The organism is Ruicaihuangia caeni (assembly GCF_029952955.1).
GTDB lineage: Bacteria > Actinomycetota > Actinomycetes > Actinomycetales > Microbacteriaceae > Ruicaihuangia > Ruicaihuangia caeni.
This window is the reverse complement of record NZ_JASATX010000003.1, coordinates 287924-313487: the sequence shown is the minus strand read 5'-3', so window position 1 is coordinate 313487 and position 25564 is coordinate 287924. Positions and strand designations below refer to the sequence as shown.

Here is a 25564-nt window from a genome sequence, read left to right as displayed (position 1 = left end):
CCTGCACGAAAGAGCGTCGAGCGACTCGTCGGCCCTAAAGTGCCGCCGTAGTCCATGGGTTGAGCCGCGGGCATCGTTCGGCTGAAGGCTTGTGGTCAGGCGGCGCGTCTAGACTTGACGGCATCCCGAATCCTTCAGAAAGGTTGCGCGTGCCAGGCTCAGCAGGTGTCGCACCGAGGGCCCGCACCATCGGCCCGCTGTTGCGCGGACTTGTCGCTGTCATCGCGGCCTTGATCATCACGTTCTCGCAGGACCACTCCTCCCGGGTCGGGCTGCTGGTGTTCGGTGGGTTCGCGGTGCTCACAGCGCTTGCTCTCGTGATCGAACTGCGTGGCACGGCATCCGTTGAGCGCACCATCCTCGCCATCATGGCGGCGGTCGGTGCAGCAGCGGGCGTTGCCGCCCTCGCGCTCACAGGCGCAGGCTTGCCGATGTTCCTCTTCACCGTTGCCGTGTGGGCTGCGATCACCGGGTTCGCCGAGCTGTATCTGTGGATGCGCGCGAGGGGGCGCGATCCGATCGCCCGCGATCGACTGCTGATCGGCGGGCTGACGGCGCTCCTCGCGATCGTCATGGTGCTGCTGCCGCCCGACCTCGACCAGCACTTCCAGGGCACCGAAGGCGTGAGTGGCGTGTTGACCGCGCCGGTCGTCGCCGTCGGAGTGTTCGGCGCGTACGCGGCGGTTGCCGGAGTGTTTCAACTCATCGCGGCGTTCCCGGTGAAGCAGGCTCCGCGGTCTGAGGAGTCGACAGTGAAGGAGGCGCCAAGCGCATGAGGAAACCGGACAGGAAAGAGCGCATGCGTCCAGTCGAACTGATTGGCTTCTCTGGGCTTCTCGCAGTCTTCGTGGGTCTCGTCGTCTGGATGACCACTCGCGACGTGCTGCTCGGCGTGATCTTCTTCGGGATCGCCTTCATCGCGATCCTCGTGACCGTCGCCATGCTGCTGTTGGCCGTCAAGCCGAACCAGAAGATGGACGGCGAATGGACCGGTGAGCCGGGCGACGGCACAACGCCTCCCAACGACTGAGTCAGGGCACGGGCCTCGCGCGAATATCCGCCCCTCATCGGGCGATAAGCGGTGAACTCCGCTCGAGCGATTCCAGCCGCCCTCCCTTCGCGCGCTTCAGCGACTCGGCGCGTCATTGACGACGGTTGAAGTCGTTTATCAAACATGTCGAAAAGCGGCTCAAAGGCTTCGACAGCATTCAGATTGTTCGTCCATTTGGTCCTTCGTAGCGTGGCTACACCAATCCGCAATCACGAGGCCACGTCTGCACCAAGTGTGGATGTCTCAATGAGGAGAAAACATGAACGGCAAGATGCGCGGTTCGCTCGTCGTGCTAGCGGCGGGTGCGCTCGTACTCACCGGCTGCACCGCCACAGCTACCAACCAAGGCGGTGACGGCGGGGACAATGCAGGGGGTGACGAGATCATCATCGGTGCGGTCATCGCGGAAACCGGTGTGATGAATCAGTACGACCTCCCAGCGATGGCAGCGGTCGAAATGGCGATTGAAGACCTGAATGCCGAGGGCGGCATCCTCGGTCGGCAGGTGCGGCTGATCCAGGAGGACTACAAGTCGGAGCGCAACCTCGCCCCGACCGTGGCGCAAGAGGTCATCAACCAGGGTGCGGATGCCCTGATCGTCTCGTGCGACTACGACTTCGGCTCCCCTGCGGCACTCGCAGCCCAATCCGCCGGGCTGATTTCGGTTTCGCTCTGCGCCGGCAGCCCCCGCTTCGGCCCCATCGGCGGACTCGACCTCGGATTCTCCGCAGGAATGGTCTCGCAGGCCACTGCCGCAGCCGCCGCTGAATGGGCGAACACGGAGCAGGGATGGAAGACCGCCTACGTGCTCGAAGACCCGACGCTGCGAGTCGACACCGACTGGGCGAATGGGTTCATCGACGCCTTCGAGCACTTCGCAGGTGAAGGTGCCGTGCTCGGGAAGGACACGTTCCAAAACTCGGACCCGTCAATCAACGCCCAGATCTCGAAGATTCAGGCGCTGCCGACGCCCCCTGAGGTGCTCGTCATCTCCAGCTACGCTCCGGGTGGCGCTTCGGCGCTGCGTCAGGTTCGCGCGGCCGGCATCGATGTGCCCGTGCTGCTCAACGACGCGCTCGACTCGACCGGATGGTTCGACGCCGTTCCCGATCTCGCGAACACTTGGGTTGCGAACCACGCGCAGTACCACGGCGGTGACCCGAGCGACAAGGTCAACGAGATCATCGACCGCTACGTCGAGGCCCAGGGCGACTTCCCCCCGAGCTCGCTGATCGTCGATGGCTACATCGCCATGCAGATGATCGCGCAGGGCATGGAGCGTGCCGACAGCACCGAAGGCGAAGCGGTCACCGCGGCGCTCGAAGACGGCACTCCGGTGGAGACCGTCGTCGGCCCCGCCACCTTCTCCGAGACACTGCACACCGCGGCCGACCGTCCCGTGACGATCGCAGCGCTCGAGGGTGGCGAGCCCACCTTTGCCGCCCGTCTGACCGCAAGTTACCTGCCGGAGATCGCAACCGAGTAAGGGCAATGGAGCAGTCCACAATGAGTGAGCAACGACTCGAAGCCAACGGTATCTGCGTCGAATTCGACGGGGTCCGTGCGCTTCATGAAGCGACGGTCGAAGTCCGTCGTGGCGAGATCATGGGGTTGATCGGTCCCAACGGTGCGGGCAAGACCACCCTGGTGAACGCGATCAGCGGCTACCAGAACTTCTCCCGCGGCCGGGTGACCATCGACGGGGTCGACGCCTCATCGTGGACTGCTCCGGCCCGCGCTCGGGGCGGCGTCGTGCGCACGTTCCAAGCCGTGCGCGTCTTCAGAGAGCTGACGGTTCGCGAGAACATCGAACTCGGCGCCATCGGCGTCGGCTCGAGTTCGGCCAGCGGAACAGCTCTTGCCGACGAGCTGATGGAGATGCTCGACCTGCACTCGCAAGCCGATGTCGCCGCCGGCAACCTGTCGTACGGCTACCAACGTCGACTGGGCATCGCCCGGTCGCTCGCGGCGAAACCGCAGTACCTGCTGCTCGATGAGCCGGCCGCGGGGCTCAGCGAAGAAGAGAGCGTCGTGATGAGCCATGTGCTGCGCGACATCCGTGACGAATTCGGCTGCGGGATGCTGCTCATCGAGCACGACATGCCGCTGGTGATGGGCATCTGCGACCGCATCACGGTGCTCAACTTCGGCGAGATCCTGGCCACCGGTACTCCCGCCGAGATCAGGAACAACCGATCGGTCGTCGAGGCATACCTCGGCTCGGAGGTGACCAATGCTTGAAGTCGATTCGCTCTACGTGGCGTACGGACCGGTCACGGCCCTGCGCGGCGTGAGCATCAAGGTGGAGAAGGGCTCATTTGTCGGCGTCGTTGGCCCGAACGGCGCGGGCAAGTCGACCCTGCTCAACACCATTGCCGGCGTCGTCAAACCCAAGAGCGGCTCGGTCACCCTCGCGGGATCGAAGCTGAGCGGGGCACGCGCCGAGCACATCGTGGGCAAGCACCTCTCGCTGGTGCCCGAAGGGCGTCGGATCTTCGGACAGATGACCGTGCTCGAGAATCTGCAACTCGGCACCACCGTGCGCAAGGACCGTGAACAGGCTCGAACGCACATCACGGAGATGATGGAGGTGTTCCCGATCCTCGGGCGCTTCCGTGACCGGCGCGCCGGCCACCTCTCCGGCGGCGAGCAGCAACAGCTAGCGATCGCCCGGGCACTGCTCGCCCGGCCCGAATACCTTCTGCTCGACGAGCCATCCGCGGGCCTTGCCCCGGTCATCGTCGACTCGGTCTTCGAGGTGCTGAAGCGCCTGCACAACGAGGGGGTCAGCATCCTTCTCGTCGAGCAGGTCGCCCACCGCACTGTTGAAACCGCCGATCATTCATACGTACTCCAGCACGGCAACATCGTCGCGCGGGGCACGGCCTCCGAGCTCCTCCAAGGCGGACTGCTCGAAGCGGCCTACCTCGGCGCCGATGGGGCAGCTCCGGAACCAGAGGGAGCCGGTCAGGCATGAACGCCGTATTTCAGTTCCTCATCGACGCGTTGAGTCTGGGTAGCATTTACGCCTGCATAGCCCTCGGCATCGCGCTGATCTTCGGTGTGATGAACCTCGTGAACCTCGCACACGGCGAGTTGATCATGGTCACGGGGTACACCCTGCTGTTGACCCATGGTCTACCGCTGCCGTTGCGGATCATCATCGCCATCACGGCGGGCGTGCTCGCCGGCATCCTCATGGACAAGCTGGCCTTCCGCTTCATTCGTGGGGCGAAGCCGGCGACGCTGATGATCGTGTCATTCGGCATCGCGTATCTGTTGCAGAACCTCGCGATCCTCTTCATCGGGTCGCAGGCGCGAGCGGTCGCCCTCCCCAGTTGGGTGAGCGCCCGCATCTCGGTGGGGGGCATCGGCGTCTCCCCGCTTGACCTGGTCACCGTGCTCGTCACTGTCCTGCTGCTCGCCGGCATGGGCCTTGTGCTGTACCGCACACCGATCGGGCGCCAGATGCGAGCCGCATCGGAGGACTTCACCATGGCCCGGCTCGTCGGTGTGAAGTCCGACCGAGTCATCAGCACCGCCTTCGCCCTCGCAGGGTTCCTGGCGGCGGTCGCCGGCATCCTGCTGATCGCGAAGACTGGCACTGTCACGCCCACCATGGGGCTCGCCCCCCTGCTCGCGGGTGTCGTCGCAACCGTCATCGGCGGTAGCGGAAACCTCAAGGCGGCCGTCTACGGCGCATACCTGTTCGGTGCGCTCACCGTGGCGATCCAGGCCGCACTTCCCACCGACCTGGTCGCCTTCCGCGATGCAGTCGCTTTCGCCCTCGTGATCCTCGTGCTCATCGTGCGGCCGCAGGGACTCTTCATCCGTCGCGCGGTCGCAGAAAGGGTCTGACATGTTGAAGAATCGCTGGGCCACCCGAGTGATCGACATGGTGCCGGTCGCGCTGTTCGCGATCATCGTCCTGCTGGCTATGCAGAGCCCGGACCTCCAGACTCCGGCACGGGTCATGGTCGTCAACGCCGTCATGGTCGTCGGCAGCTACATCTTCATAGGCAACTCCGGCATCCTGTCGTTCGGCCACATCGGATTCGCCGCTGTCGGCGCCTATGTCAGCGCGTTAGCGACGATGTCTCCTCGCATCAAGTCGGGCCTGCTCGACGGAGCGCCCGCGTGGCTCGTCGCCATCGAGATCAACCCAGCGCTCGGCATCCTGCTCGGCGGACTCGGTGCGGCTCTCGTCGGCTGGGTCGTGTCGTTGTCGATCATGCGCCTCTCCGGGCTGTCGGCGGGTATCGCCACGCTCGCCATGCTCGTCATGATCCAGGTTGTCGTCGGCAACGCCGACCCGATCACCGGCGGAAAGAACTCGCTCATCGGCATCCCGGGAGGCACTGACGTCTATGTGCCGCTGCTCTGGCTGATCGCGATCTGCGTGCTCGCCTACGTCTTCCAGCACACCCGCACCGGGCGGCGCCTGCGGGCCAGCCGTGAAGACGAGGTCGCTGCCCGATCGATCGGCATCAAGGTCACGCACGAGCGCCGCGTCTCCTTCGTTCTGAGCGCGTTCGCCGTCGGCATCGGTGGCGCGCTGTACGGACAAGTGCTCGGTTCGATCAATGCTGACGCCTTCTACTTCACGCTGACGTTCGCGGTGCTGCTCATGCTCGTGTTCGGCGGCATGAACTCACTGTTCGGCGCACTCGTGGGCACGCTCGTGATCACCGTGCTCGGCGAAGTGCTGCGTCGCTGGGAACGCGGAGTCGAGCTCTTCGGCTTCATGTTCACCGGCCAAGCAGGCATCCGCGAGATCGTGCTCGGCATCGCGATGCTCGTCGTGCTGTTCCTCTTCCGGGAAGGCCTCACGCGAGGCCGCGAGTTCTCGGGCCTGTTCAAGAAGCGGCCGCAGGCCATTCGCACAACCGTGATTCCGACCGCTGGGTCGAAGGAGAAGCGCGAGCCCGTCCAGGAGGAGAAGGAGGCGGTGCGCTCGTGACGACGCAAGGGATAGAGGTCCTGGATGCCGGAATCCTCACCCACATTCAGGACGGCGGCCGCGTAGGCCAGTTGCCACAGGGCATCGCCCCCTCCGGCGCACAAGACTACTTCTCGCTTCGGTTGGCAAACCTGCTCGTGGGCAACGCGCCGACCCCTGCTCCGCTGTCCTCAAAGGATCCGGGCCCCGCAGGCCTCGAACTCACAGCGAAGGGCCCCACCCTGCGCTTCGACACTGATGCAATCGTCGCGGTGACAGGCGCGCCGGCCGAGATCACGCTCAACGGACGCCGTCGCCCTCACAACGCGTCGTTCTTGGTCAGCGCTGGCGATGTGCTCGCGATCGGGGCAATCACCGGCGGCATGCGCTCCTACCTCGCCGTTCAGGGAGGAATCCGGAACGAGCCGTATATCGGGAGCCGCTCGACGCACCTGTTCGCGCAGTTCGGCGGCATCGGTGGCCGAGCCCTGCAGGCCGGCGATCAGTTGCCGCTCGCCGACGAGCCGTTGCGCTACGAGTCGGTGGGCAGCATCGTCGGCGAGGAGGCGGCACGGTACAGCCTTGAGAACCACGTGCTCCACGTCACCGCCGGGCCCCAGGATCACCTCTTCACGGAAGAGTCGATCGATGCCTTCTTCGGTGAGCCGTGGACGCTCGGCGCTCTCAACAGCCGGATGGGCTTCAGATTCGCCGGACCGAAGCTGAGCTTCCTGCCGCGCCCGAACTACGTAGCGGAGGCCGCCGGCACCGACCCGTCGAACATCGTGGATGACATCATCCCGATCGGCGGCATCCAGTGCCCCTCCGGCAGTGAGGCCATCGTCATGGGTGTCGAGAACCCGACCGTCGGCGGTTTCGCCAAGATCGCGACCGTGATCTCGGCCGACCTCGGCCGCGTCGGTCAGCTCTCGCCTGGTGACACCGTGCGCTTCGAACGCGTCAGCACCGAGCAAGCGCTCGAACTGCTGGCGTGGCAATTGCACGGCGATCACATCGTTCAGCCGCAGTCGGCAGTCGCTTGACTACCGCTTCGAAACCGACAAGCACAGACGCACTCGAAAGGACGTCGCGATGACTTCTTCACACCTGACGACGCTCGACCTCAACGCCGACATGGGCGAGGGGTACGGCAACTGGTCGGCTAGCGACGACCAGGAGATCATGAAGCACATCACCACGGCCAACATCGCGTGCGGCTTCCATGCCGGTGATCCGCTCATCATGAACGAGACGGTCGGTTGGGCGCAGGAGAGCGGCGTTGCGGTCGGCGCGCACCCCGGCGCCCCCGACCTGATGGGCTTCGGCCGCCGGGTAATGGCACTCACCGAAGACGACATTCACGCGTACATCACCTACCAGGTGGGTGCACTGAGCGGCTTCCTCCGCCAACGTGGCATGCGGCTGCACCACATCAAGCCGCATGGCGCGATGTACCACATGCTGAAGGACGAGAAGCTGGCTGCCGCTGCGGTTCGTGCGATGCAGACCGTCGATCCCCAGGCTGTGTTCTACTGGCCCGGCCCGTTCGGGCACGAGCCGATCACGCGAGTCGCCGCGGATGCCGGCATGCGCGTGTTCGTCGAGGCCTACCCCGACCTCAACTACAGCCCAGAGGGCAACCTCATCGTCGAGCGCAGGAAGCAGCCGGTGTCGGCCGACCTCATCGAGGAGCGAGTGACGCGGCTGCTCACCGAGCAGACCTACGAGGCGATCGACGGCACGATCCTGCCGCTGAAGGTCGACTCGGTCTGCATCCACAGCGACGGCCCCAACGTCGTCGAGGTTGCGCAAGCCGTACGCCGTGCTGCGGATTCGGTCGGCGTGACGCTCGCGGCATGCGAGTGAGGAAGGCACCATGATCTACGACGTACCGGTTCTTCGCCGGCTCGGTGACTGCTACTACACGGTCGAGTTCTCGGATGATGCCGATCTTCAGGCGAACTTCCGAGTGCTCGCCATGATGCAGCACCTGCAGCGCGAGAACATTCCCGGCATCCTCGATGTGATCCCCACGATGCGTCAGCTCGGGATCGTCGTCGAAGCCGACCGACGCAAGCCGGTCTACTGGGAGCGGCTGCTCACTGAATACGCGTCACAGGTGACGGCGCCCACCACGATCACATCGCGGTTGTTCACGCTGCCCGCCTGGTACCGAGACCCTTGGTCGGTCGAGATCGCCGAACGCAACGGCGAGAAGCACGGCGTCGATTGGATCGCCGAAAACCACGGTATCTCGACCGACGAAGCGATCCGGAAGCACTCCGAGACCGATCACTGGCTGGCATGCGTGGGCTGGGGGCCCGGCTGCTTCTTCGCGTACCCGCTCGATACCGAGGGCGTGACTCTGCCAAAGCTCGCGACCGCCCGCACCTTCACTCATGTGCGGACGTTCTGCCTCGGCGGGAAGTGCACGGCCGCGCTGCCCCTCGACGGTCCATCGGGCTATCCAATGCTGGGCCGATTCGCCACGCCGATCTACGAGCCGATTCCGACCACTCACATGTTCCCGGAGAGCGGCGTGCTGTTCCTGGCCGGCGACCGGCACCGCTACCGCCCGATCGAGGGTGACGAGTACGAAGAGATCCAGGCGAAGGTCATCGAGGGCACCTACCGCTACGACGTCGTCGAAGAAGAGTTCGACGTGTCGGAGTACTCCAGGCAGCGCGCCACTGTCGCCGCATAGAGCTCCGATTTGAGCTGAACACTTCAGCATCACCATTGAAAGGACCACTGACTTGAACACAATCGCGACCCAGGCGCCCCACAGTGTGCGTAGGTACGCCAAGGTCGTCACCGAGATCCCCGGACCGAAGTCGAAGGCGCTCGCCGAGCGCCGCAGCAACGCGGTTTCCGACTCGGTCCCAGTGACGCTCGCTACCTTCATCGAGAAGGCCGACAGCAATGTGCTGCACGACGTGGACGGTAATTCGCTGATCGACTTCGCGGGCGGCATCGGCGTTTCGAATGTCGGCAACGGCAACGCGCGCGTGGTCGAACGCGTGCAGGAACAGGTCGAGGACTTCGCGCACGTGTGCTTCGCGATCACCCCGTATGAGGAGTACGTGCAGGTGTGCGAGCTGCTCAACGAACACGCCCCCGGCGACCATGCGAAGAAGTCGGCGCTGTGGAACTCAGGAGCAGAAGCGGTTGAGAACGCAGTGAAGGTTGCGCGGTCGTACACCGGCCGGTCGGCAGTCGTCGTCTTCCGGAACGCCTTCCACGGGCGCACGAACCTCACCATGGCGATGACCGCGAAGAACATGCCGTACAAGGAGGGCTTCGGGCCGTTCGCGTCGGATGTGTATCGTGTGCCCATGGCGAACCCGTTCGGCTTCGCCGGCACCCCCGAGGAGTGCGCCGAGGCGACGCTCCGCGAGGTGCGCACCATGATCGACAAGGAGATCGGTGCCTCCAACGTGGCGTGCATCGTGATGGAGCCGATCCAAGGCGAGGGCGGCTTCATCGTGCCCGCACCCAACTTCGCGAAGGGGATCCGCGACTACTGCACTGAGAACGGCATCGTGTTCATCGCCGACGAGGTGCAGTCGGGCTTCGGCCGCACCGGCACCTGGTTCGCGATTGAGCACGAGGGTGTCGTGCCTGACATCATCACAACGGCCAAGGCGCTCGGTGGCGGCTTGCCGCTCGCCGCAGTGACGGGTCGGGCCGAGATGATGGATTCCGTGCATGTCGGCGGTCTCGGCAGCACCTTCGGCGGAAACCCCGTCAGCTGCGTCGGATCGATCGCCGCCTTCGAGTCGGTCGAGCGTGATGGTCTGCTCGAAAAAGCCAAGAACCTCGAAGCGATCTTCCGGCGCCGTCTCGAGCAGATTCAGCAGCGTCACTCTGTGGTCGCCGACATCCGGGGCCGTGGAGCGATGATGGCGATCGAGCTCGCTGACGACAGCGGACCGGATGCGGCACGTGCCGTCGCTGTGCAGAAGTGGTGCCACCAGAACGGCGCGCTGGCGATCGTCACCGGTACGTTCGGAAATGTCATCCGATTCCTGCCGCCGCTGTCGATGTCGCCCGAAGTGCTCGAAGAGGGGCTCGACATCCTGTCGGAAGCGTTCGACGCGACAGCCTGAGCATCACCCGCCGAGGCGAGCGATGTCTCCGCCCTCGGACGTGACTGAGGGGCGGTCGCCGCGCGGTTCGTGACCGGCTTCACGAAGCCGAACGATACGCAGCGCGGCGACCGCCATCCAGAGTTGCGAGCGGTGGTCGGGCGAGTCGGGGTCAAGACCGGTGAACTGCCTGATCTGATTCGCCCGATAGCGCAGCGTGTGCCGGTGCACCTGCAGCGCCTCCGCGGCGTTGCCCCAGTGGCCGCCGTGCTGCGCGAGCGCTTCGACCGTCGCCAGGAGCTTCTCATTGTCGAGGATGCCGCCGAGCACGTCGTCAACGTAGAGCTTGAGCGCGTTGGGCGGCACCGCAAGGAGCGGTCCGAACGACTGAAGGTCGCGGTACGTGACCACTTGCTGTCCCCGGCTCTCCGCGACCGCGGTTCGGGCTTCCATGAGGCTCGTGCCCAGGTCCAGCCCCTTCGCGACCCGCCCCACGCCGATCCGCGCGGTGGGAACGTACCGTAGAAACTCGGCCGCGAGGCATGCTGCCTGCTCGACGTCCCCGACGCGGGCCAGCAGCGTCACCGCGTGCTGCGACGTGGTTGCCAGGTACGACCTTCGCAGGTCGCCGAGCGCACGGGTCAGCTTGCGAAGAATCTCTTCACCGTCGTCGGTGTCGTCAATGATGTGGAGTGCTGCGAAGGCGGCATCCGGTGCCAGACCGAACGCCCCGAGGCGCGTCGTGAGCTCCGCCTCGGTCAGTGAGCCGCGGGCGATGTCGGTGAGCAGGTCGCCCGCCAGTCGCAGCCGCGCGACGTCGACGGCGTTCCGGCGCGCGAACTCGTACATGACGGCCGACTGCAGGTGCCGCAACACCTGGTGGTCGAACTCCGTGATCGTGCCTTCCTTGGCCGCGGTCAACGCCAGCGGGAACGTGCTGTCTTCGAACTCCAGCTCGACTTGTTGCTCGACCCGCCCCCGAGGTCGGCTTCCTGCCTCCGCGATCACCTGACGCGTCACGGTGTCACGCAGCTCCAGCCGCGCACCGAGCTCCTGAGAGACGAATCCCATGGTCGCGGTCAGGCTGTCTCCGCTGCGCACCACCAACCGAGTGAGCTCATTGCTCACGCGGAGCGCGTCCTCGAGGACCCGATCACGCTCATCGTTCAACGCCCCGAACACCGCGTGCGTGATCCGAACGAAGGGAATGTGGTACGGCACCTCGACGACCGGCAGGCCAACGCGGTCAGCCTCATCGAGCAAGGCTTTCGGAATCACCCGGTGACGGATACCCGTGCCGAAACCGAGGGCGGCGATACCGTTCTCCTTCAGGTTCCGCACGTACCGGCGCTGCTGGTCCTCCTGCCGCGTGATGTTCGAGCCCATCATGAGGAGTAGTTCGCCCCCGTCGACCCACCCGGTCACGTCGTCGACCTCAGTGGTCGCCACCCATGTGATCGCGGTATCGAGTTCACGAACGCCGGCGGCGACAGTCAACTCGAGGTCGGGATTGTCGTCCACCAGGTCACGAACTTGCATTGCTACTCCTCATTGAGCCGCGACGAACACACGGCCGACATTTGTACAACATGTAAAAAGTACCCGCCGGAAGCTCTACAGCGGGGCTATCGCTCTCCGCCACCGTTTTCGCGACCGTAGTACGCAGTAACGCAGAAAGGGTGGTCATGCCGACGACATTCGAATCAGGCCTGTTCGGGCACCTATGGACAGACCCAACGGTGCGCGATTGCTTCGAGGATCGCGCTCAGGTTCAGGGCTGGCTTCGGGCGGAGGCCGCGCTCGCGCAGGCGCAGGGCGAACTCGGCATCATCCCATCGGAGGCGGCGGCAGAGATCGCCTCCAAGTGCGACGTCGACCTGTTCGACTTCGATGCGATGCGCGAGGGCATTCTCGCCACCGGGCACCCGATCGTTCCGATGATCCGACAGCTCGTCGAACTCTGTGGCGAGCACGGCGCGTGGGTGCACTGGGGCACGACCACCCAAGACATCATGGACACCGGCCTGATCCTGCAAATCCGAGACGCCCTGGCCACGATCAAGTCGCAGCTCGACTCGGCTGTGACCAGCGCGGTCGAACTGGCGCAGCGGCACGCGACCACCACGATGGCAGGTCGCACCCATGCCCAGCACGCGATTCCGATCCCGTTCGGGCACAAGCTCGCTGTATGGGCAGACGAACTCCTCCGGGCGCGCGACCGGCTGCACACGATCGAGAAGCAGAGCCTCGCCGGCTCGCTCGCCGGTGCTGCCGGCACGTTCGCCACCCTCGGCACCGACGGAAGCGCGGTGCGCAAGCGCTACTGCGAGCTGCTCGGTCTGGTCGACACGGTCGTCCCCTGGCACACCAACCGCGATCGACTCCGCGATCTGCTGTTCGCTCTCGACCACATCGCGACCGCCGGCGAGCGCATCGGCGCCGAAATCGTGCGCATGCAGTCGACCGAGCTCGGCGAGGCCGCCGAACCGGCCGCCCCACAGCACATCGGTTCTTCAACGATGCCCCAGAAGCGCAATCCGTTCACCTCGGAACTCATGTACGTCGACGCCAAGCTCGTGCACTCCCTGGTGTCGGGGCTGATGTCGAACTCCATCCACGCCTATGAGCGCGACATGATGAGCTGGGCGCAGGAGTGGTTCGCCGTTCCGTCGATCGTCATGCTGACCTCCGGTGTCACGAGCAAGCTCGCGCTGGTGCTCGAGGGCCTGTACGTGAGCCCCGAGCGCATGCGGGAGGTGCTCGCTATGTCGCAGCCGGAGATCATGTCGGAGCCCATCATGATGTCGCTCGCGCATCACCTCGGTCATGAAGTCGCACACAACCTCGTGCACGCCGCTGCGAAGAACGGGACGCCCGAGCGGCCGATGCTCGACATCCTCCGCGACGATCTTCAGGCGCACGGCGTGGACGAGCAGGTGCTTGATGTCGCAGCATCACCGGAGAACTACCGCGGACTCACCGACGAGTACATCGCGAACGTGCGCGATCGTCACGCCGCGAGCGTCGCTGAAGGAACCCCATCATGACGATGACCACGCACGAGACCGAGCGCTACGAGTTGCACATCGGCGGGCAGCCGGTGAAGCCCTCCACCGACCGCTACTTTCCGTCGATCGACCCCACCACCGCGGCGCCCTGGGCCGAGATCGCCGAAGCCGGTGAAGCCGATGTCCGCGCCGCGGTCGACGCCGCAGTGGACGCCGGCAATGGCGAGTGGGCACGTCTCACCGCCACCGCCCGTGGGCGCTTGATGATGAAGTGGGGCGACCGCATCCTCGAGCACGGCGAGGAGATCGCCCGCATCGAATCCCGTGAGAACGGCAAGCTGCTGGCGGAGATGCGCACCCAGGCGAAGATCGCTTCGGACTGGCTCTATTACTACGGTGGCGCAGCCGACAAGATCGAGGGCCGGGTGATCCCCGTGAACCGACCCGATGTGCTCAACTACACCAAGCGAGAGCCACTCGGCGTCATCGGGGTGATGGTGCCGTGGAACTCCCCGCTGTACCTCGCCATGCAGACCATCGCTCCCGCGCTGGCCGGAGGCAACACGGTCGTCGTGAAGCCCTCTGAGGTGACTCCGGTGTCGATGCTCAGAGTGGCCGAGCTCGCTATCGAAGCGGGCATTCCCGCCGGTGTCGTGAACGTGGTGCCCGGCTTCGCCGAAGCCGGGAGCTCCATTGCGCGCGAACCACGTGTGCGCAAGGTCTCCTTCACCGGTGGCCCGGCCGTGGGCGCCGTGGTCGCGGCGGAGGTCGGGCAACGGCTCGCGAGCTACACGCTCGAACTCGGAGGCAAGAGCCCGAACATCGTGTTCGAAGACGCTGACCTGGATGCCGCAGAGAACGGCGTGCTCGGCGGGATCTTCGCCGCCGCGGGTCAGAGCTGCGTCGCCGGTTCCCGCGCGCTCGTGCAGCGGAGCATCATCGAATCGTTCCGCGACCGTCTCGCCAAGCGTGCGGAAGCGTTGATCGTTGGCGACCCCACCGACGCGAACACGCATATCGGGCCGCTGGCCACCTCGCGCCAGCTGGAGAACGTCGAGGCGTTCGTGGAGGGTGCACGCGCGCGTGGCGCACAGGTGATCGCCGGTGGACGTCGAGAGTCGGTCGAGGGCCTGCCAGACGGCTACTTTTACCGCCCCACGATCGTGCAGGCCGACGACCCGAACGACCCGGTGAGCGCTCAGGAGATCTTCGGGCCCGTATTGAGCCTGATCCCGTTCGACACCGAGGAAGACGCGATCCGCATCGCCAACGACTCGGAGTACGGGCTCGCCGCCGGCGTCTGGACGAGGGATGTCAAGCGGTCGATCCGCATGGCCGACGCGCTGGAAGCGGGGAACGTGTGGATCAACATGTACCGTGGCACGTCGTTCAACTCGCCGTTCGGCGGCTACAAGAACTCGGGCGTCGGTCGCTTGAACGGCCTGGAGGCGATCGATGAGTTCCTCCAGACGAAGTCAGTGTGGGTCGAGCTGTCGGAGGTGAGCGGGAACCCGTTCGTGATGCGGGGATGACCATGATGGAGAACACCAAGACACCGGTCGCGACAATCGCCGAGTGGGTTCACAGGATCCGCTATGAGGACCTGCCGACCGAGGTGATCGCGAAAGCGAAACTGCACATCCTCGACACGCTCGGATGCGCCATGGGTGGCGCCGGCACGCCGGTTGGTCGCGCGATCCTCGCAGCCACGCACCCGTACTCATTCTCCGGCTCGGTGTCGGTCATGGGGCTCGGCCGCAATTTCTCGGCGATTCGCGCGGCATTCGTGCACGGTGCGCTCGCTCACGTGCTGGACTTCGACGATACGCATCCGCGGTCGTCGTGCCACGTGTCAGCGGTGTCGTTCCCGGCAGCGCTCGCGCTCGCCGAGTACGACCGCCTGTCGGGCAAGGACCTGCTGCTCGCTTACGTGATCGGGGTCGAGGTCACGGCCAAGATCGGCTCCGTCGTGCCGGGCGGATTCCACGTGAAGGGCTTCCATCCCACCAGCGTGCTCGGCGTCTTCGGCGCTGCGGCCGCAGCTGCCAAGCTGGCCGGACTCGACGTTGCCACGACGAAGCACGCCCTCGGCATCGCCGGCAGCTTCTCGTCGGGCACGTTCGCGTTCCTGTCGAACGGTGCGACGGTGAAGCCGATCCATGCGGGCAATGCAGCGCGCTCCGGCATCGAGGCCGCGAATCTCGCAGAGAGCGGCATCACGGGCCCTGAGACGATCCTCGACGGACGCGACGGCATCTTCTCGGTCTACCTCGGCATCGCGGACGCCGACTTCTCGGGACTCGACGGCCTCGGCACCGAGTGGGAGACCCTGAAGCTCGGCATCAAGGCGTATCCGACGTGCCACGCGACTCACTCCGCCATCGAAGCGGTCAGCCAACTCAGAACGGAGCACGGCTTCGCCCCTGAAGATGTCGAATCAGTGCGGGCACTGGTACGCGAGCGCGACGTGCCGCTTGTGGTCGAGCCGCTCGAGGGTCGTCGCCGACCGACGACGACCGCAGGCGCGCGCTTCAGCCTTCCCTATACCGTGGCCACCGCCCTGCTCGACGGCAAGGTGGAGCAGCGGCACTTCACCGAAGACGTCATCGCGTCGGGCCGCACCAACGACCTCGTTGATCGTTTCGAATGGACGGTCGAGCCGTACGCCGATTCGGACACGAGATTCCCGGGAGGAGTCGAAGTCACGCTCAGCGACGGTCGCCGCCTCCGGCGGGTGGTGGTCGACGAACCTGGTAGCCTCACGAATCCGTTGGCGACCGAGCGGATTCTCGAAAAGTTCCGCAGCAATGCCGCATCGGTGCTCAGTGCTGGAGCGGTCGATGCGACGTACGAGGCCGTCATGCGTCTCGACGAGCTTGCCGATGCGACCGAACTGAGCGATCTGCTGACCGAACAAGCTGTTCCCATCGCGACGAATTGAGAGAGGCAACCATGTCCGGCGTTGACGCCGCCCCCGACCTGACAGTCATCGAAGCGGATGCCTACGCACCGCTCGTCACCGGCGAGCGTGCACGTGCCGGCACATGCACGCTCGACGGCCGGCGCGCGGTCGTCTACGTCGTAGATGGAGCACTCGCTTCGGATGCGGACGCGATCGTGGTCGAACGCGCCGCCTCGCTCGCCGCGAACGCCGGGCTCCCGCTGGTCGGTCTCTGGCTGGCTAGTGCCGCGGTGCGAGCGGCCGCGCCGAGCGCGATCTCCCGTGCGCTCGCAGCCGTCGCGCGCGCTCGTGGTGTGGTGCCGCGTCTCGCCGTCAGCCTTGGCGACACTGACGAGTGGCGCGATGTCTTCCTCGCGCAGGCCGAGCGCGTTGTGCACGCCGTCGACGCAGTCGATGACGGCGTGCTCGACACGGTGCTCGAGACGCTGGCGATACTCCCCCCCAACCGGTGGCAAGGTGTCGCGCGTCTCGAGCCGCTTGAGGCATCAACCCCAGAGCAACGGGATGCCGTGCTCGAGGTCGTGCCGAAGGATATTGGCTCCGGCTTCGACATGCGGGAACTCCTCGAACTCATCGTCGATGACGGTGAGTTCGTCAACCGTGATGTCGCTCCTCTTGAACTCATTGTCGGGCACGCGCGATTCGGAGGGAGAACAGCGGGCGTCATCGCCTCGCAGCCGCTCTACCGCGCCGGCATCCTGAGCCGCGATGCGGCGGACACTGCTGCGAGGTTCCTGCGCGAGTGCGTCTCGCTCGGTCTTCCAGTCGTGACCATCGTCGACAGCCCGGGAACCGGAGGAGGCGAGGTCGCCGCTGCCGCTGCCGAGCTGGCGGCGGTGTACTCGGATGCGGACGTGCCGTTCATCACGGTCATCCCCCGCCGCGCATTCGGACTGCCGGCAGCCGTGATGGGTGCACTCGGGCTGGGCGCCCAAGCGGTGCTCGCTTGGCCCGACTCGCAGATCGGGCGACCCGGAGAAGCTCCGTCTGAGCGTACGACGACGGCGGTGATCCAGCCGCAGGCGACCGCCGAGTCGATCGCCGGGTTCCTCGACATGTTCGCGGACGGCATCCGCGAATCACAATCATGAGCGGTCGGGCCGAAGCGAGCAGCGAGACCCCTGGGACGAACGCGTTCAGGGTGGTGGCTGGAGCGCCGACCGACGAAGAACTGGCGGCGCTGGTCGCAGTGCTGACACGCGTCGCGATGGGTCGCGACGCGTCCCCGCTCGTCGCGACCGACGCAGCGCAGGAGAAGAAGCGGGCCCAACGAGGCGCCACGCGCAAGATCTCAGGGTGGAAGAGAGTGAGACCGACACGATGAGCAGCCGCACGATCAACAAAGTACTCATCGCGAACCGCGGCGAGATCGCAGTCAGAATCGCGCAGGCGTGTGCCGACGAAGGCATCCGCTCGGTTGCGGTGTATGCGGACGAGGATCGCGATGCCGTCTTCGTCCGCACAGCCGACGAGGCATTCGCACTTCAGGGGAAGACACCCGCCGACACCTATCTCGACCAGCGGAAGATCCTCCAGATCGCAATGGAAAGCGGCGCCGACGCGGTCCACCCTGGATATGGGTTCCTCGCCGAGAACGGTGAGTTCGCCCAACGGGTCATCGACAGCGGCCTCATCTGGATCGGGCCGCCGCCTTCGGCGATCGAAGCACTGGGCAACAAGATCGCGGCGCGCGATATCGCGAAGTCGGTCGGGGCTCCGCTTGCAGCCGGCACAGACGGTCCCGTCTCTGACCTCTCCGACGTCGAAGCATTCGTCGAGCAGCACGGCCTGCCGGTCGCGATCAAAGCGGCATACGGCGGCGGGGGTCGCGGCCTCAAGGTCGTCCGTGAGGGTGATTCGCTCGAGCACGCCTTCGACTCAGCGGTGCGCGAAGCCGTCGCGGCGTTCGGCCGGGGCGAGTGCTTCGTCGAGAAGTACCTGGATCGCCCCCGGCACGTTGAAACGCAGTGCCTGGCCGACGAGCACGGTGGTGTGGTCGTCGTCTCCACCCGTGATTGCTCACTGCAGCGGAGGCACCAGAAACTCGTTGAGGAAGCGCCCGCACCGTTTCTCACTCCGGAGCAGGAGCGCGCACTCCGTGACGCTTCGAAGGCGATCATGAAGCGCGCCGGATACGTGGGTGCCGGTACGTGCGAGTTCCTCGTCGGCGCAGACGGCACAATCTCGTTCCTCGAGGTCAACACACGGCTGCAGGTCGAGCACCCTGTCACCGAAGAGGTCGCTGGCGTCGATCTCGTGCGCGAGCAGTTCCGGATCGCTCGCGGGGAGGCTCTGGGGTACGACGACCCGGTGACCCGTGGCCACTCCATCGAGTTCCGCATCAACACCGAAGACCCTGCGGCCGGGTTCATGCCCGCGGCCGGCAAACTGGCGCGATTCTCCCCGCCGAGCGGCCCGGGCGTGAGGCTCGACACCGGCGTCGGTGAGGGCGACACGACAAGCGCGAACTTCGATTCGATGCTCGCCAAGCTGATCGTCACCGGACGCGACCGTCGCCAGGCGCTGCAGCGCGCTCGCCGGGCGCTCGATCAGTTCGTCGTCGAGGGTGTGCCCACCGTCATCCCATTCCACCGTGCGGTCGTGAACGATCCGGCGTTCGCGCCCGAAGACGACGGGCCATTCGCCGTCTACACCAGCTGGATCGAGAACGAGTTCTCGATGGACCTCGCTCCTTTCCAGGGCGCCGCCGGGACGGACGGGGCATTGGCGACCGACGCCCGCGAGACCATCGTTGTGGAAGTGGGCCGGCGGCGACTCGAAGTGTCGATCCCCGCGTCGCTCACGGTCGGTGCCGCTCCGGCCTCGACCATCCCGGCGGGAGCTTCCCGGCGGCGGGCGAGGGCACAGCATGGACCGGGCCCCGAGTCACTCGTCAGCCCGATGCAGGGCAGCGTGGTCAAGGTCGAACGGGCTACGGGGGATACAGTCGCCGAGGGTGATCTGGTGCTCGTCATCGAGGCGATGAAGATGGAGCAGCCCATCCGCGCCCACCGTGCCGGCGTCGTCGCCGGTCTGTCGTTCGAGCGCGGCGACACGGTGCAGAGCGGCGCCGTCGTGTGCTCCATCATGTGATGAACCGGCCGTGATGATCCGCTCGCACCGCCGAGAGAAAACTCCAGCGCCCGATCCCTCGTCCGCTGTCGGCGCTCTTGCGGACGCCCGCCGCCAGAAGTCGCTCGTGGCGCTGGTGCTCGTGCTCGCGATCTCGACCTGGTTCACCATGTCGGCCGCCCTGCCCGACCTGGTCGAGGCGTGGTCACTCTCCGCGGGCGAGGCGACGTGGATGACCTCGAGTGTGCAGCTCGGTTTCGCTGTTGGAGGCCTCTCAGCCGCGGCTCTCATGCTCGCCGACCGAGTCGACTCTCATGTGCTGCTCGCGTCGAGCTCTCTGCTCGCGGCGCTGTGCTCGGCCGGGATGCTGCTCGCCGAGGGCCTGTGGACGGCGCTACCGCTGCGCTTCCTGCTCGGCATAGCGCTCGCCGGGGTATACCCCGTGGCCCTGAGGCTCGTGGCGAGCTGGACCCCTGCGGAACGACGCAGTCGCGCCTACGGTCTTGTCATCGGGGCCCTAACGCTCGGCTCTGCGCTGCCGTATCTGCTGCGCAGCACCGCCCTCGCGCAGTGGCAGTGGGTAACGCTCGCAGCGGCCGTGTTCGCGACAACCGCCGCCATCATCGCGATCGTGTTCGTGCGAAGCGGACCGATGGTTGCGCGGGCACCGCGCTTCCGGTGGAGCGATGCGCTCTCGGGCTTCAGGGATTCGACTGCTCGACGGGCGAACCTCGGGTACTTCGGCCACATGTGGGAGCTCTATGCCATGTGGGCGTGGCTGCCGATGCTCGTCGCAGCGACTCTCGGCGACGGCACGCCGTTGAGCGCCGTCGGCTGGATCGCTGTGTTCGTCTTCATCGGCTTGTTCGGGGCATTCGGCGCGCTCGCGGGAGGAATGTTCGCTAGCCGGTTCGGCAGCCCTCGCGTCGCTGCCATCGCCATGATCGCCAGCGGTACCTGCGCCCTCAGCGCGAGCCTCATGACGACAATGCCCGACTGGCTCGTCGTCGCGTTGCTTGCGGTGTGGGGCGCAACGGTGATCGCCGACTCGGGGTTGTTCTCGTCGGTGCTCAGCGGGGCAGTGTGCACGCACTGCGTCGGCACGGCGTTGTCCATGCAGACCGCCATCGGGTTCGCGATCACTGTCGCGAGCATTCAGCTGATCCCGCTGCTCGCGGAAGTCGCCGGTTGGGGCTGGGGCCCCGCCATGGCGGTGCTCGCGATCGGCCCTTTGGCGGGCGCGATCGCGATGCTCGGTATCAGGCCTCCAGCTGGTCGACCAGGGATGCCGCCACGCCCACATAGTCAGCGGGCGTGAGGGCCGCGAGCCGGGCCTTCGCCTCGTCGCCGATGTCGAGGCCGTTCACGAACTCGACGAGCTCGGCCTGCCCCACGCGCCGACCGCGGGTGAGCTCCTTGAGCAGGGCATACGGGTCTTCGATGGTGCTGCGCCCGGCGGCGACCTCGGCGCGAATCACAGTCTGAATCGCCTCGCCGAGCACTTCCCAGTTGGCGTCGAGGTCGGCCGCGAGCTTCGTATCGTCGAGGGCGATCTCGCCGAGACCCCGGCTGATGTTGTCGAGCGCGAGCAGCGAGTGGCCCAGCGCGACACCGATATTGCGCTGCGACGACGAATCGGTGAGGTCGCGCTGCAGCCGGCTGGTGACGAGTGTTGCCGCGAGCGAGTCGAAGAGCGCGCTCGAGAGCTCGAGATTCGCCTCGGCGTTCTCGAAGCGGATCGGGTTCACCTTGTGCGGCATGGTCGACGAGCCTGTGGCGCCGGCCTGAGGCACCTGCTTGAAGTACCCCATGGAGATGTAGGTCCAGACATCCGTGCAGATGTTGTGCAGCACCCGGTTCGCGTGACTGATGCGCGCGTACAGCTCTGCCTGCCAGTCGTGCGACTCGATCTGAGTGGTCAGCGGGTTCCATGTGAGACCCAGCCCGGTCACGAAATCGCGCGAGAGCTGCGGCCAGTCGCGCTCAGGGTCGGCGACGAGATGCGCTGAGAAGGTTCCGGTCGCGCCGCTGAACTTGCCCAGGTACTCGGTCGCCTCGATCTGGCGACGGATGCGGTCGAGGCGGAACGCCATGACCGCGAACTCCTTGCCGACCGTGGTCGGCGTCGCCGGCTGGCCGTGGGTGTGCGAGAGCATCGGAGCCGCACGGTGCTCCTCAGCCCAGGCGCGGAGCTTCGCGATCACATGGTCGAACGCGGGCAGCCACACCTCGCGCACCGCGGCCCGCACCGTCAGCGCGTAGGAGAGGTTGTTGATGTCCTCACTCGTGCACGCGAAATGGGTCAGCTCCGCGACGCGGTTCAGGCCGAGTCGGTCGAGCTGCTCGCGCACGAGGTACTCGACGGCCTTCACGTCGTGCCGTGTGGTGGCCTCGATCTCGGCGAGGCGGTCGATCTCGGGCTGCCCGAAGTCGCTCGCGAACGCGCGCAGGGCGCGCTGCTGCTCACCGCTCAGCGCCTCGGTGCCGAACAGTCCGAGCTCGGTCTGGAAGATCAGCCACTCGACCTCGATGTGCACGCGGGCACGATTGAGCGCGGCTTCCGAGAGGTGATCGCCGACGGGTGATACCGCGGCCCGGTACCGCCCGTCGAGCGGGCTGATCGGCTGTGCTGGCATCGGGCTCATCGTGCTCCCCATCGGATTCCTGGTTCGATTTGCGTGAACAGTGCCCGCCCCGCCCGTTCGATCATGTTCAGCACGGTGCTGAAGTACGCGGCATCCGAGTAGTACGGGTCCGGTACGTCGATCAGCGGGGCCTGCTCCTTGTCGAAGCTCAGCAGCAAGTGCACTTTCGCGCGGTCCTGGTCGGTTCTCGCCCACGACTTCAAGATGCGTTCCTGACTTCGGTCGAAGGCGACGACGAGATCCAGACTATTGAACCAATCTGGGTCGAACTGCCGCGCCCGGTGCTTCGACCCATCGTGGCCTTTGCTGGCGAGCGCGGCCAAGGTGCGCGCGTCCGACTGCTCGCCCACATGCCACTCGCCGGTTCCCGCCGACATGATCGAGACCGCGTGGCCGTAACCGCTCCGCTCGACCAGGTCTTTGAACAGCACCTCGGCCATCGGTGAACGGCAGATGTTCCCGGTGCACACGAAGCAGATGCGGAACAACGCCGACTCGTCGAACGCTCTTCCGAAACTCATGCGCTCATTGTTGCGGATGCGGGTGGTCCTCCACACCTGTCGGTCCTCGCGACGGTGTGAACCGGGCTGCCACGGTGGCGGGACGTCGCGGTGTCAGGACGGCACGCTCTGTCCGCATGAGCACCTCTGACGTGGCCGAGGCGCTGCGCGACCATGCGCGAGCGCTCAAGGAACTCGAGCGCGACCTGCTGCAGGCCGCGTCGGCCGCGCGCCTGCCCGAGGAAGCCGATTGGTTCGGCGTCGCCCGAGGCGCGTATGAGGCCGCCCATGGGTCGCTGATGGCGCAGCTCAACGCAGCCCGCGATGCGCTGGTGACCGCTGAAGCTCAGCTCTGGCGCGTCGTCGACGGCCTGGACACCCATGGCTGGTGACCTCAGCGTGCGGGTGGGCGCGCTCCGCGTGACTCCCGAGGCCATTGCGCTGCACCGGGATGCCTTGGCTTCGCTCGCCGCCACGGCCCGCCGAGCCGCGCTCGGAGTCACCGCTGCGAGACGCGGACTTTCGATGGTCGAGGGGCGGATGCTGGCGCAGTACGACATCGACGTCGTCTCACGGGCGACGCCTCCGGCTGATGCCGGCCGGGCGTACGTCGAACTCGACGCAGCTTCACACGCTGTGCGGCGTTGCAGCGAGCAGTCGGACGAACTCGTCGAACGGCTTCGCACGGTCACAGCGGTGTACTCGGCAGCCGAGTCGGGGAACCACAGGATGCTGCGGCTCGTGCAGGGCGCGGTCGCCGCGACGCTCGGTGCGATCGCGCCCCTCCTCGGCATCCTGCTGGCCAGAGTGCTGCTGCCGCCTGCCATCGCCGTCGCTTGGCTGAGCGCGCTCGCGCCAGACCGGATGACGCAGACCCTCGCCGAGCGGCGCGACCTCATCAACTCGGTCTTCTTCGTCGAGGCGGTGCGTGCCACCGTCATGGCGAGCGACGATGCTGCGGCCGGACTGCTCGGAGTGCCTCCCGCTGTGATCGCCGCACTCGGCGACCAGGGCATCGGGATCACCGGTGTCGCCTCTACCGCCGCGCTCATCACCGCGATCGCACAGCGGACCGATTGGCTTCGCGAGACCCCGGTGCAGGTGCGGCGCACAGCGGTCGAGACCGTCGCCCCTCCGAAGGGTCTCGAGGAGCGGGTCGCGCGCATTCCGAGCGGTGGCCGTGAGCAAGTGCGGGTCGAGCGCTACGAGAGCCGCGACGGGCAGAGCCGCTATGAGGTCTACATCGGAGGAACGGTCGACGGCTCGCCGAAAGCGCGACGCGAGGCATGGGACATGACAAGCAACGTGCACGCATTGGCGGCTGGATCGCCGGCATCCTTGCGCGGCGTGGAAGAAGCGCTCGCCAGGGCGGGGGCGACCGCTGCCGACCCGATCGTCGTCACCGGCTACTCGCAGGGGGCGCTCGTCGGCGCGTTGCTGGCGACCTCGGGCGCGCACAATGTCGAGGCGCTGATCGAGGTGGGCGGCCCCAGCGGGCAAGTGCCCGTGCCCGACACCGTGAACCGCGTGCGGCTGGATCACACGACCGACGTGGTTCCGGCGCTGGGTGGCGACGCCAGCGGCGAGCACACGCTGCGCCTCATGCGCGATCCGCTTGTCGACGGCATCCCCGCCGATGACCGTTCGCTGCTACCCGCGCACAGCCTCGAGCTCTACGCCGAGACCGCTGCGATGGCTGACCGCTCGCGGCATCCTGACATCGAAACGAGACTGGCCGGCATCGACGCCGCACGGCCGGCAGCCGAGGGTCAGGCTACCTCGTGGCGCGTTGACCGCAGCGTCATCGCCGGCGCCCGATCGGGCGCAGCACAAGCCCGATGAGCCAGCTGAGCACTCCGAGCACCAGCGCGCCGAGCACGCCCCACCAGAAGCCGTCGACGAAGAGCCCGAACCCGATCAGCCCGCTGATCCACGCGACGATCAGCAGCAGCAGCCCGTTCACGATGAGTGCGACGAGGCCGAGCGTCAGCACGTAGAGCGGGAACGCGACGATTCTGATCGCGGTGCCGACCACCGCGTTGACGATTCCGAAGATCACCGCGACCAGCAGGAAGGTGAGCACGATCTCGAGCGTGCCGCCCGGCTCGAAGGGCACCACGTTCACACCGGCGACGATCAGCGTCGTCAGCCAGAGCGCAACGGCGGTGATGACGATTCGCAGCACGAAGCTCATACGGCGACTATGCCGCCTGCGGAATGTGAGCGCAACTAGTCTGACTGGGTGACCAGAGTCCGCCTTCGCGCCGAGATCGAGTCGCTGCCTCCCTACCGGCAAGGAAAGCCGGCGGATGCTGCGAGCTTCAAGCTCTCGTCGAACGAGAATCCGTTCGACCCGTTGCCCTCGGTGCGCGACTCGATCGATCTCGACTCCTTCAACCGCTATCCGGACGCGCTCGCCTCCACGTTGCGATCTCGGCTGGCCGATCGTTATGGCGTCACCCCCGATGAGGTGCACATCGGCTCGGGGTCGGTGGCGATCATCGCCCAGTTGCTCGCCGCGGCCGTGCAGCACGGCGATGAGGTCGTGTACTCGTGGCGGAGCTTCGAGGCGTACCCCTTGCTGGCCGTCGTCGCGGGTGCTGTCTCGGTGCGGGTTCCAAATCTCCCCGACCACCGTCATGACCTCGATGCGATGGCTGCTGCCATCACCGAGCGCACCCGGCTGGTCTTCGTCTGCAGCCCCAACAACCCGACCGGCTCGATCGTCACTCAGGCGGAGTTCGACGACTTCATGGCGAAGGTGCCGCCGACGGTGCTCGTCGCGCTCGACGAGGCGTACATCGAGTTCTGCCGCGACCCCGACGTGGTCGACGGCATCGCCTCTCTGCGCCGCTACCCGAACCTCGTGGTGCTGCGCACCTTCTCCAAGGCCTACGGCTTGGCGGGGCTGCGCGTCGGGTATGCCGTCGGCCCCGACTATGTGCTCGACGCGGTGCGCTCGACGGCGATCCCGCTGTCGGTGACCCTGCAGGCCGAGCAGGCGGCGATCGCCAGCCTCGACCACGAAGGCGAACTGCTGGAGCGCGTCGATAGGATCGCGCGCCTTCGCGACGATCTCTGGCGGGCACTCGTGGATCTCGGCTGGGATGTGCCTCAGCCGCACGGCAACTTCGTGTGGCTGCCGACGGGCGACAGGACCGAGGAGATCGCCGCCCTCCTTGACCGCCATGGCCTCATCACCCGCCCCTTCCACCCTGACGGCATCCGAGTATCGATCGGAGAGCCGGCGTCTGTCGATCGCCTGCTGACTGCGCTCGGCGAGGTCGCGTGACCTGCCC

The 25564-nt window shown here is 66.3% G+C and carries 25 protein-coding genes; 21 read left to right on the top strand and 4 right to left on the bottom strand.

All coding sequences use genetic code 11. From position 1 onward, the window contains the following. The first annotated feature begins 149 nt into the window (after positions 1-149). From QF206_RS09000 to gabT, 11 genes are all read left to right on the top strand, one after another. On the top strand, positions 150-776 hold the full coding sequence (locus QF206_RS09000) for a DUF308 domain-containing protein (RefSeq protein WP_281488882.1): 627 nt from the start codon (positions 150-152) through the stop codon (positions 774-776). A 23-nt stretch (positions 777-799) separates the two neighbouring features. After that, the gene (locus QF206_RS08995) at positions 800-1030 is read left to right on the top strand and encodes a hypothetical protein (RefSeq protein WP_281488881.1); all 231 of its coding nucleotides are present in this window, start codon (positions 800-802) and stop codon (positions 1028-1030) included. A gap of 280 nt (positions 1031-1310) precedes the next feature. Next, positions 1311-2537, top strand: a complete 1227-nt coding sequence (locus QF206_RS08990; protein ID WP_281488880.1) for an ABC transporter substrate-binding protein — start codon at positions 1311-1313, stop codon at positions 2535-2537. A gap of 20 nt (positions 2538-2557) precedes the next feature. Further along, positions 2558-3292 carry an ABC transporter ATP-binding protein gene (locus QF206_RS08985; RefSeq protein ID WP_281488879.1) on the top strand — a complete coding sequence of 245 codons (735 nt, stop codon included), beginning with the start codon at positions 2558-2560 and terminating at the stop codon, positions 3290-3292. Beyond that, positions 3285-4028 (top strand): ABC transporter ATP-binding protein, encoded by a 744-nt coding sequence (locus QF206_RS08980; RefSeq protein ID WP_281488878.1) that lies wholly within the window; start codon positions 3285-3287, stop codon positions 4026-4028. Before QF206_RS08985 ends, QF206_RS08980 begins: the two co-directional genes overlap by 8 nt. Continuing rightward, entirely contained in the window at positions 4025-4909 is an 885-nt protein-coding gene (locus QF206_RS08975) for a branched-chain amino acid ABC transporter permease (RefSeq protein WP_281488877.1), read from the top strand. Before QF206_RS08980 ends, QF206_RS08975 begins: the two co-directional genes overlap by 4 nt. Position 4910: 1 nt before the next feature. Beyond that, a complete protein-coding gene (locus QF206_RS08970) occupies positions 4911-6011 on the top strand; it encodes a branched-chain amino acid ABC transporter permease (RefSeq protein ID WP_281488876.1) in 1101 nt (366 codons plus the stop codon). After that, entirely contained in the window at positions 6008-7033 is a 1026-nt protein-coding gene (locus QF206_RS08965) for a 5-oxoprolinase subunit C family protein (RefSeq protein WP_281488875.1), read from the top strand. Before QF206_RS08970 ends, QF206_RS08965 begins: the two co-directional genes overlap by 4 nt. Before the next feature lie 49 nt (positions 7034-7082). Then, positions 7083-7856 carry a 5-oxoprolinase subunit PxpA gene (locus tag QF206_RS08960; protein ID WP_281488874.1) on the top strand — a complete coding sequence of 258 codons (774 nt, stop codon included), beginning with the start codon at positions 7083-7085 and terminating at the stop codon, positions 7854-7856. A gap of 10 nt (positions 7857-7866) precedes the next feature. Further along, the gene (locus tag QF206_RS08955) at positions 7867-8694 is read left to right on the top strand and encodes a carboxyltransferase domain-containing protein (RefSeq protein ID WP_281488873.1); all 828 of its coding nucleotides are present in this window, start codon (positions 7867-7869) and stop codon (positions 8692-8694) included. 52 nt (positions 8695-8746) lie between these two features. After that, on the top strand, positions 8747-10099 hold the full coding sequence (gabT, locus tag QF206_RS08950) for a 4-aminobutyrate--2-oxoglutarate transaminase (protein WP_281488872.1): 1353 nt from the start codon (positions 8747-8749) through the stop codon (positions 10097-10099). Between the two features lie 3 nt (positions 10100-10102). On the opposite strand, the gene QF206_RS08945 is transcribed toward gabT, so the two are convergent. After that, positions 10103-11617 carry a PucR family transcriptional regulator gene (locus QF206_RS08945; RefSeq protein ID WP_281488871.1) on the bottom strand — a complete coding sequence of 505 codons (1515 nt, stop codon included), beginning with the start codon at positions 11615-11617 and terminating at the stop codon, positions 10103-10105. A gap of 146 nt (positions 11618-11763) precedes the next feature. On the opposite strand from QF206_RS08945, the gene QF206_RS08940 reads away from it, so the two are divergent. The 7 genes from QF206_RS08940 to QF206_RS08910 all read left to right on the top strand — a co-directional run bounded on the left by QF206_RS08940 (position 11764) and on the right by QF206_RS08910 (position 20438). Then, a complete protein-coding gene (locus QF206_RS08940) occupies positions 11764-13125 on the top strand; it encodes a class-II fumarase/aspartase family protein (protein ID WP_281488870.1) in 1362 nt (453 codons plus the stop codon). Beyond that, positions 13122-14618, top strand: a complete 1497-nt coding sequence (locus QF206_RS08935; RefSeq protein ID WP_281488869.1) for an aldehyde dehydrogenase — start codon at positions 13122-13124, stop codon at positions 14616-14618. Before QF206_RS08940 ends, QF206_RS08935 begins: the two co-directional genes overlap by 4 nt. 5 nt (positions 14619-14623) lie before the next feature. Continuing rightward, positions 14624-16027, top strand: a complete 1404-nt coding sequence (locus tag QF206_RS08930; protein WP_281488868.1) for an MmgE/PrpD family protein — start codon at positions 14624-14626, stop codon at positions 16025-16027. Positions 16028-16038: 11 nt separating this feature from the next. Further along, on the top strand, positions 16039-17139 hold the full coding sequence (locus tag QF206_RS08925) for a carboxyl transferase domain-containing protein (RefSeq protein ID WP_281488867.1): 1101 nt from the start codon (positions 16039-16041) through the stop codon (positions 17137-17139). Continuing rightward, entirely contained in the window at positions 17136-17372 is a 237-nt protein-coding gene (locus QF206_RS08920) for an acyl-CoA carboxylase subunit epsilon (protein WP_281488866.1), read from the top strand. Before QF206_RS08925 ends, QF206_RS08920 begins: the two co-directional genes overlap by 4 nt. Further along, a complete protein-coding gene (locus tag QF206_RS08915; protein ID WP_281488865.1) occupies positions 17369-19141 on the top strand; it encodes an acetyl/propionyl/methylcrotonyl-CoA carboxylase subunit alpha in 1773 nt (590 codons plus the stop codon). Before QF206_RS08920 ends, QF206_RS08915 begins: the two co-directional genes overlap by 4 nt. A gap of 106 nt (positions 19142-19247) precedes the next feature. Beyond that, complete coding sequence (locus QF206_RS08910) at positions 19248-20438, top strand: MFS transporter (RefSeq protein WP_281488864.1); 1191 nt, start codon at positions 19248-19250, stop codon at positions 20436-20438. On the opposite strand, the gene purB is transcribed toward QF206_RS08910, so the two are convergent. Together purB and QF206_RS08900 are read right to left on the bottom strand one after the other, a co-directional pair. After that, positions 20380-21765 carry an adenylosuccinate lyase gene (purB, locus tag QF206_RS08905; protein ID WP_281488863.1) on the bottom strand — a complete coding sequence of 462 codons (1386 nt, stop codon included), beginning with the start codon at positions 21763-21765 and terminating at the stop codon, positions 20380-20382. The two genes, QF206_RS08910 and purB, sit on opposite strands and share 59 nt — an antisense overlap. Continuing rightward, complete coding sequence (locus QF206_RS08900) at positions 21762-22286, bottom strand: low molecular weight protein-tyrosine-phosphatase (RefSeq protein WP_281488862.1); 525 nt, start codon at positions 22284-22286, stop codon at positions 21762-21764. Before QF206_RS08900 ends, purB begins: the two co-directional genes overlap by 4 nt. 116 nt (positions 22287-22402) lie before the next feature. Here QF206_RS08900 and QF206_RS08895 point away from each other — a divergent pair, with 116 nt between their 5' ends. Both QF206_RS08895 and QF206_RS08890 read left to right on the top strand, forming a co-directional pair. Then, positions 22403-22657 (top strand): hypothetical protein, encoded by a 255-nt coding sequence (locus QF206_RS08895; RefSeq protein ID WP_281488861.1) that lies wholly within the window; start codon positions 22403-22405, stop codon positions 22655-22657. Then, a complete protein-coding gene (locus QF206_RS08890) occupies positions 22647-24107 on the top strand; it encodes a hypothetical protein (RefSeq protein WP_281488860.1) in 1461 nt (486 codons plus the stop codon). The genes QF206_RS08895 and QF206_RS08890 overlap by 11 nt, the downstream gene beginning before the upstream one ends. Here the strand turns inward: QF206_RS08890 and QF206_RS08885 are convergent. Continuing rightward, positions 24067-24459: a phage holin family protein gene (locus QF206_RS08885; protein ID WP_281488859.1), complete on the bottom strand. Its 393-nt coding sequence runs from the start codon at positions 24457-24459 to the stop codon at positions 24067-24069. The two genes, QF206_RS08890 and QF206_RS08885, sit on opposite strands and share 41 nt — an antisense overlap. Before the next feature lie 48 nt (positions 24460-24507). On the opposite strand from QF206_RS08885, the gene QF206_RS08880 reads away from it, so the two are divergent. Then, positions 24508-25557, top strand: a complete 1050-nt coding sequence (locus QF206_RS08880; RefSeq protein WP_281488858.1) for a histidinol-phosphate transaminase — start codon at positions 24508-24510, stop codon at positions 25555-25557. The last annotated feature ends 7 nt before the right edge of the window (positions 25558-25564 follow it).

Excerpts from the sequence above, each read along its gene's own strand:
- QF206_RS08995 (WP_281488881.1), top strand. The coding sequence starts at position 800 with ATGCGTCCAGTCGAACTGATTGGCTTCTCTGGGCTTCTCGCAGTCTTC.
- QF206_RS08990 (WP_281488880.1), top strand. The coding sequence starts at position 1,311 with ATGAACGGCAAGATGCGCGGTTCGCTCGTCGTGCTAGCGGCGGGTGCG.
- QF206_RS08985 (WP_281488879.1), top strand. The coding sequence starts at position 2,558 with ATGAGTGAGCAACGACTCGAAGCCAACGGTATCTGCGTCGAATTCGAC.
- QF206_RS08980 (WP_281488878.1), top strand. The coding sequence starts at position 3,285 with ATGCTTGAAGTCGATTCGCTCTACGTGGCGTACGGACCGGTCACGGCC.
- QF206_RS08975 (WP_281488877.1), top strand. The coding sequence starts at position 4,025 with ATGAACGCCGTATTTCAGTTCCTCATCGACGCGTTGAGTCTGGGTAGC.
- QF206_RS08970 (WP_281488876.1), top strand. The coding sequence starts at position 4,911 with ATGTTGAAGAATCGCTGGGCCACCCGAGTGATCGACATGGTGCCGGTC.
- QF206_RS08960 (WP_281488874.1), top strand. The coding sequence starts at position 7,083 with ATGACTTCTTCACACCTGACGACGCTCGACCTCAACGCCGACATGGGC.
- QF206_RS08955 (WP_281488873.1), top strand. The coding sequence starts at position 7,867 with ATGATCTACGACGTACCGGTTCTTCGCCGGCTCGGTGACTGCTACTAC.
- QF206_RS08945 (WP_281488871.1), bottom strand. The coding sequence starts at position 11,617 with ATGCAAGTTCGTGACCTGGTGGACGACAATCCCGACCTCGAGTTGACT.
- QF206_RS08940 (WP_281488870.1), top strand. The coding sequence starts at position 11,764 with ATGCCGACGACATTCGAATCAGGCCTGTTCGGGCACCTATGGACAGAC.
- QF206_RS08935 (WP_281488869.1), top strand. The coding sequence starts at position 13,122 with ATGACGATGACCACGCACGAGACCGAGCGCTACGAGTTGCACATCGGC.
- QF206_RS08930 (WP_281488868.1), top strand. The coding sequence starts at position 14,624 with ATGGAGAACACCAAGACACCGGTCGCGACAATCGCCGAGTGGGTTCAC.
- QF206_RS08925 (WP_281488867.1), top strand. The coding sequence starts at position 16,039 with ATGTCCGGCGTTGACGCCGCCCCCGACCTGACAGTCATCGAAGCGGAT.
- QF206_RS08920 (WP_281488866.1), top strand. The coding sequence starts at position 17,136 with ATGAGCGGTCGGGCCGAAGCGAGCAGCGAGACCCCTGGGACGAACGCG.
- QF206_RS08915 (WP_281488865.1), top strand. The coding sequence starts at position 17,369 with ATGAGCAGCCGCACGATCAACAAAGTACTCATCGCGAACCGCGGCGAG.
- purB (WP_281488863.1), bottom strand. The coding sequence starts at position 21,765 with ATGAGCCCGATGCCAGCACAGCCGATCAGCCCGCTCGACGGGCGGTAC.
- QF206_RS08900 (WP_281488862.1), bottom strand. The coding sequence starts at position 22,286 with ATGAGTTTCGGAAGAGCGTTCGACGAGTCGGCGTTGTTCCGCATCTGC.
- QF206_RS08895 (WP_281488861.1), top strand. The coding sequence starts at position 22,403 with ATGAGCACCTCTGACGTGGCCGAGGCGCTGCGCGACCATGCGCGAGCG.
- QF206_RS08890 (WP_281488860.1), top strand. The coding sequence starts at position 22,647 with ATGGCTGGTGACCTCAGCGTGCGGGTGGGCGCGCTCCGCGTGACTCCC.
- QF206_RS08885 (WP_281488859.1), bottom strand. The coding sequence starts at position 24,459 with ATGAGCTTCGTGCTGCGAATCGTCATCACCGCCGTTGCGCTCTGGCTG.